Origin of the sequence: Frigoribacterium sp. VKM Ac-2836, from assembly GCF_013248995.1 — a bacterium.
GTDB lineage: Bacteria > Actinomycetota > Actinomycetes > Actinomycetales > Microbacteriaceae > Frigoribacterium.
Genome location: NZ_JABRPK010000001.1, coordinates 1 through 12,424 on the forward strand (window position 1 = coordinate 1; position 12,424 = coordinate 12,424).

The following is a 12,424-nucleotide window of genomic DNA, read 5'->3' on the forward strand; positions in this document are numbered from 1 at the left end:
CACGTGGCGTCGGTGGAGGGCTCCGGCGACACCGAGGAACACGAGGATGAGGATCTTCGCCGACACGAGCAGCCCGTACTCGGTCGTGACGAGGTCGCCGATACCGGTGAAGCGGAGCGAGACGTTCACGACGCCCGAGAGTGCGACGGCCACGAACGACCACCCCGCCAGGGCAGAGTACCGGGCGGCGACGACGGGCAGGCCACCACGGACCTTCTTCCGCAAAAGGATCAGGGCGGTCAGCCCTCCGACCCAGACGGTGACGCCGAGGAGGTGGATGGCGAGGCTGTTCACCGCGTTGGCGTGCTCGTCGCTGCCCGCCGCGTGCCCGGAGAGCGACAAAGGCAGCAGAGCGAGCAGGGAGAGGGCTGCCGCGGCTCCGGTCCACGAGACGCTGCGGGTCAGGTAAGTGATGACGAACACGACCAGCACGCACAGGGCCGACACGAGCAGGGACTGACCCAGCTCGAGGCCGGTGGCGAAGAACAGGAGCTGGCGGCGGAAGATCGGGTCCGACAGGGGCACCCCGATGACGCCCGCCGCGGTGAGGACGATGACGACGCTGCCCGCGACGAACCAGACGCCGGCAGCCCACGCGGCCCACCGGACGGCGGTGAACTGGGTGGAGCCGAGCACGCCCGGGGCACGGCTCTGCCCCGGGAGGGCGAACGCGGCGACCACCAGCAGCCCGATGGTGAGGGCGGCCGCGAGATCGTGCACGATCCGGGCGACCGGCAGGCCGTAGGTGACGAGGTCTCCGGGGTCGACGATCAGTGTCTGCGTCGTCGCACCGGTGACGAGCAGGCCCACCAGCGTCGCGGCCACGGCGAGGGGCACGCACGCGACGAGGAGCGAGTTGACGGGGCGCAGCGGAAGAAGGGAGGGGAACACGGGGCACGTCCTGACGGGTGCCGGCGAGCGGCACCGAACGGACCTCCCACCACGGCCGCACGAGTCGGGGCAGGGGTCGAGATCACGGTCACACCCGGCACCGGCCGACCCTCGGCCACGTCGTGGGGCAGGGAAGGTCAGGGGCGGGTGTGTGGACACGCTGGCGCCCATCGGAAGGGGGCGCCGAGCGTCACGAGGCGGCACCGGGCGGTGTCGTCGCGGAGGGACAGGTCAGGCGACGGTCGGGGGGCCGCGGTCGGGCTGCGTCGACCAGGCGAGACCCGAGTCGTGGAGGACGAGTCGGGCCGCTGGAGCCACGACCGTCCGGAGCGTCACGGGTTCGGCGACGAGCACGAGGACGACGCCCAGGGCATGGCCGACTGCCGAGATGCCTTCGCGGGCGAGGTCGGCCAGAGACCGTACCGTCCGCTCCGCGAACCAGATGCCGACCACGGTCGCGACAGCGGCGACACCGTGTGCGAGCCACATCGACGGGCCGGCGTGCATCCCCGCCATCGCGGCAGCGTCACCCGTGGTCAGGACGAGTGCGTCGCGCCCGTGGTGTCCACCACCGGTGGCCGTCACGGCCGTGGTGCTCGCGCCGAGGGAGAACAGGGTGTGGAAGGCGAGCTGGGCGAACGTGACCGCGAGCGACAGGCGGACGGCCGAGAGCTTCGTGCCCGTCAGTGCGACGGCCAGGGGGAGGGCGAAGGCCAGGGCGAGGCCCGTGCCGAGGACACCCGGTGCGGAGCCCCCGCCGGCGACGTGCGAGAACGCGGCGACGGTGAGCGCGAGGACGGTGGTCAGTGAACCACGAAGAAGACGTGACCACCTCGAACCCACGACGTTCTCCTCACCGGCTGCCGAACGCACCCAGCTTACGGGGAACCCTCGGACGGCCGTCTCGCAGCGGGGCGACCCCCGGGTGGCCGCCTTGACCTCAGCCGCCGGGCGCGAGAGTGTGAAGACATGGACACCGACGGCGGCCGAAGCGTCAGCAGATCCGTCTCGATCTTCCTGGTGGTCGCCGCGTCCTCGGTGGCCGTCGCCGCGGTGGTCCTGCTCGTGCTCGACGGCTCTCGAACGGCCATGTATTTCACGCTCGCCGGTGCACTCGTGACGATCTACCTCAACGTGAAGAACATCAGGCGCGATCGCGCCGCCTGAGCACGAGGGCAGTGCCGCCCGCCAGCAGGCCCGCGGCGAGGGCGCCGATCCCGGCGATCTGCCCGCCCGTGTACGCCAGGTCCCCGTCGGCGGCGGGTCGTGTGGCGCCCGACGGCCGTGGCGTCGGGTCCGAACCCGTTCCGGCACCGTCGGTCGGTGTGGGGGAGGGCACCGTGCCGGGCTCGGTCGGGACCGCGGTCGGCCCGTCCGTCGGCGGCGTCGGCTCGACCCCGGCGCCGGGCACCGACCACGTCCCCGCGGTGAACGTGATCGGTGACGTGGCCGCCACGACGACGGACGACGGGACGCCGGACTCGACGACGAGGCACTCGAGCGTGAGCGTCGCGCCACCGTCTTCGACGCCACCCGCGACGACCTCCTCGAACGAGATCGCCATCGGCACCTCGACCGGCTGCCCCGTGACCACCGCGACGGTCGGCGAGGTGACGACCGTCGCGCCTCCTGCCGTCACCGAGAGCCGGGCGGCGTCGTCCGCGTCGGCCGGGCATCCCCCGGCGAGCAGCGCCGAGGCGAACGACGGATCGGCGCGGGCGTCGCCCGACGTGACCGCGGAGCCGGTGGCGTCGCGCAGCACGAGCGGTGCCGGATCGGTGGGCGTCGGGGCGGCGAGGGCGGCACCGGGGCCGGCCAGTCCGGCGATCGTGCCGGCACCCCACACCGCGGCGACGAGCAGGGCACGTCCGGAGGCGCGCGAAGGGGAGCGGCGGACGACGGGGGCGGAGGAGGGCATCGGGACCTTCGGTGGGGGCGGTGGGCGTCCGTGGCGGGAGCGCACGGCGAGGCCTGGACTGTGGCGCACCGGGGGGAACGGGTCGTGAACGGCAGGGGTCGCGCCCGACCCCGACCGTTGGCCGGCGGTTCAGGCCCGCTGCCTACGGTCGGGGCGCCCGCCGACGAAAGTGATGCCATGCCCCACGACCCCCGACCCGAGCAGCCCGCACCCCTCGACGAGGCCTCCAGCCCGGCCGCGCCGGGACGCGGTGGGGCCGAACGGGGTGCGCCGGGGCGGTCGGTCGTCTCTCGACGGACGTTCCTCGGGGCCTCGGTCGCCGCGACGGTCGTCGCGGGGGTCACGGCCCAGGGACTCGGGGGTTCGGGCCCCGCCCACGCCGCCGCCCCGTCGGCGCCCGTCGTCGTCGACCCGGCCGCGCTCTCGTGGTTGGTCTTCGACCACCACGTGCACTCGGTGTACTCGCACGACGCGAAGTACCCCATGACGACGATCCTCGACCGGGCACAGCGCCACGGGGTCGACGCGATCGCCTTCACCGAGCACAGCAACAAGGGCCACGCCAACGTCGGCGGGGTGTTCAACGCCGCCCGCGAGATCGAGACGGCGCGGGCGGCGCGCCCCGACCTGCTCGTGCTGCAGGGGCTCGAGTGGTACATCCCCGGCGCCGAGCACGCCACCGTGCTCGTCGCGCCCGGTCCCGCGACCACCCGCGTGCTGCGCCGCTTCGAGCTGGACCACGACGGCAAGCTCAACGGCTGGGAGAAGCCGCGCCCCGGCACCGACGACGCCGCCGAGTGGCTCGTGCACGCCACCGACGCGATCGCCTGGCTCGGTGCCCAGAAGAGAGCGGGCGTCGTCGACGACGTGATCGTCCTGGCGAACCACCCGAGCCGCCTCGGCATCGACTCGCCCGGCGAGCTGCGAGCCTGGCAGGACGCCGACCCCGAGGTGTTCGTCGGCATGGAAGGGGCCCCCGGGGCCCAGGCCGGCGCGATCGCGGCGAACGCCACCGACCGCTCGCGTCGGGGCGAGTACGAGAACGCCCCCAGCGAGTTCTCGTTCCCCGGCTACCCCGCGGAGGCCTACCTGACCCACGGAGGCTTCGACTGGACGACGGCCGTCGTCGGCGGCGTGTGGGACTCTCTGCTCAGCGAGGGGCGGCGCTGGTGGATCACCTCGAACAGCGACCTCCACCTCAAGGAGTCCGACTCGACGCGCGTGGGCGACTTCCCGACCGGGCCCGGCTGGGAGGCCGGTGCGACGCTCGCGAACTTCGACCGTGCCGGTCGTCGGCCCGATCCGATCGTCACGGCCACACCCCAGAACGGCGCCGACTTCTGGCCCGGCGAGTTCAGCAGGACCCACGTCGGGGCCGTCGACCGGACGTCCGCCGCCCTGCTCGACGCCATCCGCGCCGGCCGGCTCTGGGTCGACCACGGGCACCTCGTCGCCGGGCTCTCGGTCGTGCTCCGGGCAGCCGGCGGGCAGGAGGCGCAGGCCACCTTGGGCGGGACCCTCACCGTCCCGCGCGGCACCGCCCTCGAGCTCGTGGTCGACGTCGTGCCGACGACGACGCCCACCTCGCGGGGCACGACGCCGCGGCTCGCCCACCTCGACGTGATCCGCGGCCGGGTGACCGGACGCGCGGCCGACCGTGACGAGCAGCGCGCACCCGGCACCCGGGTCGTCGAGCTGCTCGACGTCTCCGATCGCTCCGCCACGGCGTTCCGCGTGGTGGTGCCGCTCGAGCCCGCGACCGAGGACGGCTACGTGCGACTGCGCGGCAGCGACGGCCGGGTGCACGGTGTGGGCCCGCTCGGCGCCGAGGTCGACCCCCGCGCACCCCAGCCGTACCCGGTCGCCCCGGCCGACCCGTGGGCCGACACCTGGTTGTACGCGAACCCGATCTTCGTCAGCGTGCGCTGAGCCTGCCGCGCCTCACCGTGCGGCGTGCGGCGACGCTACCCGGCGTGCCCCGGCGCGACCGCCGCGACGAACTCGATCTCGACCCGGGCACCCCTCGGCAGGGCGGCGACCTGGTAGGCGGCGCGGGCCGGGAGCACCTCGCCTCGGAACACCTCGGCGTAGGCCTCGTTCACCACGGCGAAGTCGGCGATGTCGGCCAGCAGCACCGTCGTCTTGACGACGAGATCGACGCCCGAGCCCGCGGCCTCGAGCACGGCGGCGCCGTTGCGCAGCGACTGGGCCGCCTCGTCGCGGACGTCCGGTCCGGCGAACTCGCCCGTGGCCGGGTCGATCGGCAGCTGGCCCGACACGAAGACGAGGTCGCCGACACGGACGGCCTGCGAGTACGGGCCGATCGCGGCCGGGGCCGCGTCGGTGTGCACGGCGCGGATGGGGCTCGTGTCGAGGGTCATCGTCGTCCTCCCAGGACGGTCAGGGCCGCGTCGATCGCGGCCGGTGTGGTCGTGGCGTGCACGCTGAGACGCACGCGGTCGTCGCCGTGGACGGTCGCCGTGACGCCGGCGTCCTCGAGCCGGGCGCCGACGGCCGCGGCCTCGCCCGTGGGCACGCCCGCCACGACGAGCCCGGCCCGTCGGCTTCGCTCGACGGGCGAGAGCACGGGCACCCCGGCGGCCTCGAGCCGGCCGATCAGGTCCCCTGCCGTGTCGGCCACGCGGGACGCGACGACGTCGACCCCGACCGACTCGAGCTGCTCGAGCGCCGTGGCCAGAGCCCCCGACGCGAAGGGCGACCCGTTGGTCACCGACAGTCGCTGCGCCCCCGGCAGCGGGGAGTGGGGCACGCCGTCGTAGCGCGAGGCGCCCTCGACGCCCGTCCACCCCCCGAGGACCGGACGGAGGCGCGCCAGGGCTCGCGAGGACAGCGCGACGAACCCGGTTCCCCACCCCGCCCGCAACCACTTCTGGCCGCCGACGACGAGGGCGTCGGCCAGCGTCCAGTCGGCGTCGAGGACGCCGAAGCCCTGGATGCCGTCGACGACGAGCAGGCGATCACCCACGGCCTCCCTCAGCCCGGCGAGGTCGGCGACGGTGCCGGTGCGGAAGTCGACCGCGCTCACGGCGACCGCCACGGTCTCGGGCCCGACCGCCTCGGCCACGCGCTCCGGCGTGACGGGAGCGAGCGGCTGCCCCGGGACGGCGGGCAGCGGACGCACGGTCGTGAGCCCGGCCTCTTCCGAGCGCCACCACGCGTAGAGGTTCGACGGGAACTCGGCGCTGCTCACGACGACCTCGCCCCGCGGCAGACCGAAGGCGATCTGCATCAGCCCGAGAGACGTGCTGCCGGTGAGGGCCACGCCGTCACGGTCGAACCCGGTGAGGCGCGACACCGCCGCGAGGGCACGCTCGTCCTCGGCGTGCAGGCCGGACGAGGGGACGCCCGCGCTCGCCGCGCCGGCGAGGCGACCGATCATCTCGACGACGTCCCGCGACGGGGGCCCGTAACTGCCGAAGTTGAGGTAACCGACGGGCTCGCCGAACGAGGCGAGGTAGTCGTCGAGCGCCGAGCCCGCACGCGTGCCGGTGCCGGTGCCCGTCGGGGGACCCGACGTCACGCCAGCACCCGCTGCAGGAACTGCTTCGTGCGCGCCTCGCGCGGTGTTCCGAGGACCTGGTCCACCGGCCCCTGCTCGACGATGCCGCCGTCCGCCATGAAGACGACACGGTCGGCGACCTCGCGGGCGAACTGGATCTCGTGCGTCACGACGAGCATGGTCATGCCGTCGCGGGCCAGGTCGCCCATCACCTTGAGCACCTCGCCCACCAGCTCGGGGTCGAGAGCCGAGGTCGGCTCGTCGAAGAGCAGGAAGAGCGGCTTCATCGCGACGGCGCGAGCGATCGCCACGCGCTGCCGTTGTCCGCCCGAGAGCTGACCGGGGTAGGCGTCGATCTTGTCGCCGAGGCCCACCCGCTCGAGGATCTCGACGGCCTCGCGCCGCGCCTCCTTCGCCGACCGGCGCTGGACCCGGACGGGTCCCTCGAGCACGTTGCCCAGCACGGTCAGGTGCGGGAACAGGTTGAAGTGCTGGAACACCATGGCCGTGCGCGCCCGCTGTGCCGACAGCCGGCGCTCGCTGAGCTCGTGCAGCACGCCGTCGCGGAGCTCGAAGCCCATCGGCTCACCGCCGACCCAGACCTCGCCGGCATCGGGCTCCTCGAGGCGGTTGAGGGTGCGGAGGAAGGTCGACTTGCCGGCTCCGGACGGGCCGATGATGCAGACCACCTCGCCGCTGCGCACGGTCATCGAGACGTCGCGCAGCACCTCGTGGCTGCCGTACGACTTGCCGATGCCGATGGCCTCGAGGACGGGAGCGGCGTCGGTGGCGGGCACCGCGCCTCCGGCGGTCGTCGTGTCGGTCGTGGTCACGGGGTGCTCCTCACGAGGGGTGCGCGGCCGAGGTCGGCGGCGACTTTGCGGCGGAGGGCGCGGGCGCTCGGTGGGCCGCCGGGGCGGCGGTCCTGCCGGTCGAAGCTGCGCTCGAGGTAGTACTGGCCGACGCTCGCGACGCTGACGATGACCATGTACCAGATGGCCGCGGCGATCAGGGTCTCCATCACCTGCAGGTTGAACGACGCGATGTTGTTCGCGGCCTTGATCAACTCGAGGTAGCCGATGACCGACGCCATCGCCGTGCCCTTGAGCATGTTGATGAAGTCGTTGCCGGTCGGGGGGATGATGATGCGCATCGCCTGCGGCAGCACGATGCGGGCCATGCGCTGCATCGGGGTCTGGCCGATCGACTGCGCGGCCTCGATCTGACCGCGGTCGACGCTCTTGAGGCCGGCCCGCACGATCTCGGCCATGTAGGCGCTCTCGTTGAGGGCGAGGCCGAGGAACGCCGCGACGAAGGTCGTCATGACGGCGTTCGTGCTGACGTCGACGAACACCACGTCGGTGAACGGCACCCCGACCTGCAACCGCGGGAAGATCAGCGCGAGGTTGTACCAGAGCAGGATCTGCAGCAAGACGGGCAGGCCCCGGAACAGCCAGGTGTAGCCGGCCGCGAACGCCTGCGCGACCGGGTTCTTCGAGATGCGCATCAGGGCGATGACGACACCGATGACGACGGCGCTGACCTGCGCGACCACGGCGAGCACGATGGTGCCGACGAGGCCCTGCAGGATGATCGGCGAGACCAGGTAGTACGGGATGTCGCGGTACGAGATGTCGCCCTGCGACGCGCCGTAGACGAGCGCGACGAGCAACACGACGATCACGACGGCGCTGACCCAGCGCCCCCAGTGCTTGAGGCGCACCTGCGGCAGCAGCTCGCGTCCGCCTGCGGGGCCGCCGCCGTGTCCGCCGTCTCGTCCGCCGTCGCGTCCAGCCGAGGAGGTGCGGGTCGCGTCGCCCGGGTCGGTGCCCGTCGGTCGTGCGGTCGCCACCTACTTGCCGCCGTTGACGGTGGCCTCGGTGACGCTGCCCGAGGTGATGCCCCACGCGTCGAGGACCTCGCCGTAGGTGCCGTCGTCGATGAGCGAGTCGAGGGCCGCCGCGATCGCGTCGCGCAGTTCGGGGTCGTCCTTGTTGACGCCTATGCCGTAGGGGGCGCCGTCGATGACGTCTCCGGGGACGACCTCGAAGGCCTCCCCGTCCTGGGCGGTCTTCGAGATGTAGACCGCGCTGGGCAGGTCGTTGACGATGGCGTCGATGCGGCCGGTGCGCAGCTGGGTCTGGTTCTGGCTGTCGCTGTCGGTCACCGTGATGTCGAGGGCCTCTTCACCGTCGGATTCGCACTGCGTGCTGGTGGCCTCGGCGAACTCCTGCTGGCTGGTACCGGTGACCACGGCGATCGACTTGCCGCAGAGCGTGTCGGGCCCGGTGATGTCGTCGGGGTTGCCCTTCTGCACCATCAGGGTGATGCCCGAGGTCAGGTAGTCGACGAAGTCGATCGCCTGCTGGCGCTCGGCCGTGTCGTTCATCGCGGCGATCGTCACGTCGACGCGCCCGGACTGCAGGCTGGTGATGAGCGAACCGAAGTCCTGGTTCTGGTACTCGACGTCGAGGCCGAGCTTCTTGCCGACCGCGGTGATGAGGTCGTGGTCCGAGCCGATGACGGTCGAGCCGTCGGCCGCGTAGAAGTTGTTCGGGGCCGACTGGACGTTCGAGCCGACGGCGAGCGTGCCCTTGTCCTTGATGTCGGCGGGCACCTGGGCGGCGAGGGCGTCGTCGACCTCGACGGCGTCGAGCAGCGCACTCGTGTCGGGGATGGTCGAGGAGGACGACGACGCGTCGCCGGATGCGTCGCCGGGCTGCGGGGCGCTCGGGCCACCGCAGGCGGTCAGGCCCAGGGCCAGGACGGCGCCCGTGGCGACGGTGCCCCAGAGGGCGGAGCGGGAGCGGGTTCGGGTCATGGTCGAGCCTTTCGTGAGCGTCGTCGGTCATCGCAAGTTAGCCGAATGATCGGCACGGTGAGAAGAAATTATCACAGTGCGACGATTTCGTTACCTGCCGGTAACCTGGAGCCATGACGAGAGCCAGCAGCGCCACCGTGGTCGACGCCGGTCGCGTCCTGCGCGCCGAGTTCGAGCCGTACCTGCCGCTGATGGACTTCTTCGCCGAGCTGCTCGGCCCACGGACCGAGGTCGTGCTGCACGACACGAGCGACCTGAGCCGGTCGATCGTGGCCCTGACCAACGGGCACGTGAGCGGCCGCAGCGTCGGGGGGCCGGCGACGGACCTCGTGCTCAAGGTGTTGCAGAACCACGAGCACGACGATCGCGACTACCTGGCGAACTACCTGGCCGAGTCCCGCACGGGTGGCACGTTCCGCTCGTCGACCTTCTTCATCCGCGATGCCGGTGGTGACGTCGTCGGCATGCTCTGCCTGAACATCGACGACGAGCCGCTGACCCGGGCCCGTGACCTGCTCGCGGCCATCACCGCGACGACGGGGTTGGTCAAGGGGGCGACCCCGGGTGCGGACTCCGAGGCGATTCCCGTGTCGCCGACGGTCCCGATGGCGGCCGAGCGGCTGAGCATGAACGTCGACGAGCTCGCCCTCGACGGCGTCGCCCGCATCGTCGCGGCCCAGGGCGTCGAGCCGCATCGGATGACGCCCGACGAGAAGATCGCCGCCGTGCGCGAGATCGAGCGGGCAGGGGTGTTCCTGCTCAAAGGAGCGGTGGCCCAGGTCGCCGAGGCGCTGCACGTGTCCGAGCCCACGGTGTACCGGTACGTGCGGCAGGTGCGGAACGGCGGCTGAGCGGCCTCACCGCAGGGTCAGAGCGGCGCGATGCTCTGCAAGAAGGCGAAGTGCCCACGAAGGGCCTGCGAGCCGGCCGGCGTGAGGGCTACCCAGGTGCGCGCCTGGCCCTTGGGTCGCTGCACGCGACGGAGGTCGACGTAGCCTGCCTCGGTCAGGGTGCGGAGGTGCTTGCTGAGGGTGGCGTCGGAGACGTCGAGCCCCTCGCGCAGGACCGCGAACTCGACCTCGCCACCCCGCGCCAGCATCGCGCAGATCTGCAGCCGTTGGGGGGCGTGGACGACCGGGTCGAAGACCGGCGCCGGGCTGCTCACCGGGCGGCGCCGAGGGTGAGGTCGCTGCCCAGGCGGGTGCGGGCGGCGTGGTCGGCGACGGGACCGAGGGCGGCCATGAGGGCGCCGGCGATGGCTGCCGCCGTCATGACCTGCCAGGTGGGTGCGTCGCGGACGACGACCACGAAGGTCAGTGCGGCCACCACGGCCACGAACGAGATGATCGACCACGGTGCCCCCAAGGCGAGGAAGCGCCAGCGTTCGGGGTTGGCGCGGGCGACGCCGACCTGGCGGGTGCGCCAGCGCGAGAGCGCGACGAGGCCGACGAGGCCGAGCAGCATCCAGACCGAGCCCCCTTCGCCGGAGCCGAGACCGCCGACCATGGTGGCGACGAGGAGGCCGCGGAGGACGTGCAGCCACCACGGCGAGCGGACGCGCGAGGCCATGCGGGCCTGGGCGTCGGTGGCCACGCGGAGCGCGGCGACTGGGTCGACGGGCGAGGACGAGTTGTCGTTCGAATGGCTTTCCATGTCGGCAACACTAAGTGTTTCCGACTCGGAAAGTCAAGGGATGCGAGCGAGGATCGCGCCGTGAGGTCTCGGCGCGACGTCCGATGTCATGCCCGGCAGCAGGGGAGTCGCACCACCGACGTGGTGTCGAACCACCGAAGCCAGTGGTTCGACACCACGTCGGTGGTTCGACCTCGACATGCGCGTGTGGAGCCGGCAGGGGCGCACGCGACGACCGCGGCCAGGGGCGTCAGGAGGCCGCCTCGCGGGCGGCGGCGTCGAGGGCCGCAGCGATGCCGTCGAGTTGGGGGAGGGCTTCGGCGATGGTCTCGTCGGTGCCCGTGGTCGAGAGGACGTACTGGTAGGCCTCGCGCAGGATGGTCGTGGTGTCTTCGCCCTGGGCCGTCAGGTGCAGGAACAGACTGCGGCGATCGCCCGGGTGCCGGGTGCGGGTCACATGGCCCGACTTCTCGAGCCGGTCGACGACGGCAGTCGTCGCCCCGGTACTGAGCAGCAGCTCGTTCGAGAGGGTGCCGGGGGTCATGCCCGGTGTCTCGCCGATCGCGACCAGGGCCGAGAGCTCGGTGTGACCCATTCCGAGGGCCTTGGCGGCGTGGAGCCGGTATCGCCGATGCGCCTCGTCGAGGGTACGGAGGGTCGTCGCGAGTCGCCGGACGGACTCCGGATGGTTCTCCGGGGTGGCGGGAAGATCAGGACTCACGATTGCAGGGTACCGAGCATCCCGCCGAGTGTCGGCGATGCAGCGCAGAACGGATGACCCGGTCGGGTGTGACGCCCCGCTCAGGCGACCTGGTGCACCACGTAGCTCGCGACGAAGCCGAGTACCGTCACCAGTCCCGTCAGCGTCTGCGTCTTGCGGAAGGCCTCAGGGATCATCGTGTCGCAGATCATCGCGAGGATGGCCCCGGCGGCGAACGCCATGACGAAAGACTGCCCGCCCTCGGGCACCCCACCCAGCAGGACGTACCCGCCGAGGGCGGACAGGGCGCACACCACGGCGATGCCCGACCAGAGGCCGAAGACGTACCGGGCGGACCGACCCGACGACTTGAGGTCGGCCGTGCTCGACATGCCCTCGGGGAAGTTCGAGATCACCACGGCGACCAGCACGGCGATGCTGAGCGACCCGCCACCCGTCAGGCTGACGCCCTGGACGGCCGTCTCGGGGACACCGTCGAGCAAGGCTCCGAGGGCGATCCCGAGGCCTGTGCCCGAGCTGGCCGACCCACGGCGATGGTGCTTGTGCCGGAATCCGCCGTGCTCGAGCAGTTGATCCAGGACGACGTACACGACGGCGCCCGCAAGGAAACCGCCGAGGGTCGGGGCGAGCCCCCCGCTGGTCGTAGCCTCGTCGACGAGATCGAACGACAGCGCGGAGATCAGGACGCCGGCACCGAACGCCATGACGAGGGCTACGGCCTCGCGGGGCACCTTGACGAACCACGACACCGCCGCCCCGACGACGAGGGAGAGGCCCGAGAGCAGACCAGCGAGAGCGGCGAGGAGAAGTGGTGACGGCACAAGAACAGGTGTAGTCCGGGGTGGGGCCGTTCGATCGGCAGCGACTGCCGGACACGCAGGAGGCGCGATGCTGGTCTCGAGGACCGGCGCCGCGCCTCCT

Annotated in this window: 15 protein-coding genes; 3 read left to right on the forward strand and 12 right to left on the reverse strand. The window is 72.3% G+C overall.

What is annotated here, in order from left to right; all coding sequences use genetic code 11:
• Positions 1–891: CopD family protein (locus tag HRF36_RS00005; RefSeq protein WP_173204444.1), on the reverse strand; the 891-nt coding region annotated here is incomplete at its 3' end.
• 231 nt (positions 892–1,122) lie between these two features.
• A complete protein-coding gene (locus HRF36_RS00010) occupies positions 1,123–1,734 on the reverse strand; it encodes a hypothetical protein (RefSeq protein ID WP_173204446.1) in 612 nt (203 codons plus the stop codon).
• A gap of 126 nt (positions 1,735–1,860) precedes the next feature.
• Here HRF36_RS00010 and HRF36_RS00015 point away from each other — a divergent pair, with 126 nt between their 5' ends.
• The gene (locus tag HRF36_RS00015; protein WP_173204448.1) at positions 1,861–2,058 is read left to right on the forward strand and encodes a hypothetical protein; all 198 of its coding nucleotides are present in this window, start codon (positions 1,861–1,863) and stop codon (positions 2,056–2,058) included.
• Here HRF36_RS00015 and HRF36_RS00020 read toward each other — a convergent pair.
• Complete coding sequence (locus HRF36_RS00020) at positions 2,036–2,809, reverse strand: hypothetical protein (RefSeq protein ID WP_173204451.1); 774 nt, start codon at positions 2,807–2,809, stop codon at positions 2,036–2,038. The two genes, HRF36_RS00015 and HRF36_RS00020, sit on opposite strands and share 23 nt — an antisense overlap.
• Positions 2,810–2,986: 177 nt before the next feature.
• On the opposite strand from HRF36_RS00020, the gene HRF36_RS00025 reads away from it, so the two are divergent.
• Complete coding sequence (locus HRF36_RS00025; protein ID WP_173204453.1) at positions 2,987–4,738, forward strand: PHP domain-containing protein; 1,752 nt, start codon at positions 2,987–2,989, stop codon at positions 4,736–4,738.
• Between the two features lie 35 nt (positions 4,739–4,773).
• Here HRF36_RS00025 and HRF36_RS00030 read toward each other — a convergent pair whose 3' ends face one another.
• The 5 genes from HRF36_RS00030 to HRF36_RS00050 are packed head-to-tail and all read right to left on the reverse strand — an operon-like array spanning position 4,774 to position 9,150.
• Complete coding sequence (locus tag HRF36_RS00030; protein WP_173204456.1) at positions 4,774–5,190, reverse strand: Rid family detoxifying hydrolase; 417 nt, start codon at positions 5,188–5,190, stop codon at positions 4,774–4,776.
• On the reverse strand, positions 5,187–6,350 hold the full coding sequence (locus HRF36_RS00035; protein WP_173204459.1) for an aminotransferase class V-fold PLP-dependent enzyme: 1,164 nt from the start codon (positions 6,348–6,350) through the stop codon (positions 5,187–5,189). Before HRF36_RS00035 ends, HRF36_RS00030 begins: the two co-directional genes overlap by 4 nt.
• Complete coding sequence (locus HRF36_RS00040; RefSeq protein WP_371739929.1) at positions 6,347–7,162, reverse strand: amino acid ABC transporter ATP-binding protein; 816 nt, start codon at positions 7,160–7,162, stop codon at positions 6,347–6,349. Before HRF36_RS00040 ends, HRF36_RS00035 begins: the two co-directional genes overlap by 4 nt.
• On the reverse strand, positions 7,159–8,181 hold the full coding sequence (locus HRF36_RS00045; RefSeq protein WP_217270837.1) for an amino acid ABC transporter permease: 1,023 nt from the start codon (positions 8,179–8,181) through the stop codon (positions 7,159–7,161). Before HRF36_RS00045 ends, HRF36_RS00040 begins: the two co-directional genes overlap by 4 nt.
• Positions 8,182–9,150 carry an ABC transporter substrate-binding protein gene (locus HRF36_RS00050; RefSeq protein ID WP_173204462.1) on the reverse strand — a complete coding sequence of 323 codons (969 nt, stop codon included), beginning with the start codon at positions 9,148–9,150 and terminating at the stop codon, positions 8,182–8,184. It lies immediately after the preceding gene.
• A gap of 113 nt (positions 9,151–9,263) precedes the next feature.
• On the opposite strand from HRF36_RS00050, the gene HRF36_RS00055 reads away from it, so the two are divergent.
• Positions 9,264–10,001: a transcriptional regulator gene (locus HRF36_RS00055; protein ID WP_173204464.1), complete on the forward strand. Its 738-nt coding sequence runs from the start codon at positions 9,264–9,266 to the stop codon at positions 9,999–10,001.
• 17 nt (positions 10,002–10,018) lie between these two features.
• Here HRF36_RS00055 and HRF36_RS00060 read toward each other — a convergent pair whose 3' ends face one another.
• The 4 genes from HRF36_RS00060 to HRF36_RS00075 form a co-directional block, all read right to left on the reverse strand.
• Entirely contained in the window at positions 10,019–10,315 is a 297-nt protein-coding gene (locus tag HRF36_RS00060) for a transcriptional regulator (RefSeq protein ID WP_173204466.1), read from the reverse strand.
• Complete coding sequence (locus tag HRF36_RS00065; protein WP_173204469.1) at positions 10,312–10,803, reverse strand: hypothetical protein; 492 nt, start codon at positions 10,801–10,803, stop codon at positions 10,312–10,314. Before HRF36_RS00065 ends, HRF36_RS00060 begins: the two co-directional genes overlap by 4 nt.
• A gap of 229 nt (positions 10,804–11,032) precedes the next feature.
• On the reverse strand, positions 11,033–11,503 hold the full coding sequence (locus HRF36_RS15585) for a MarR family transcriptional regulator (RefSeq protein ID WP_173204472.1): 471 nt from the start codon (positions 11,501–11,503) through the stop codon (positions 11,033–11,035).
• An 80-nt stretch (positions 11,504–11,583) separates the two neighbouring features.
• Complete coding sequence (locus HRF36_RS00075) at positions 11,584–12,324, reverse strand: ZIP family zinc transporter (RefSeq protein WP_173204475.1); 741 nt, start codon at positions 12,322–12,324, stop codon at positions 11,584–11,586.
• Positions 12,325–12,424: the final 100 nt, after the last annotated feature.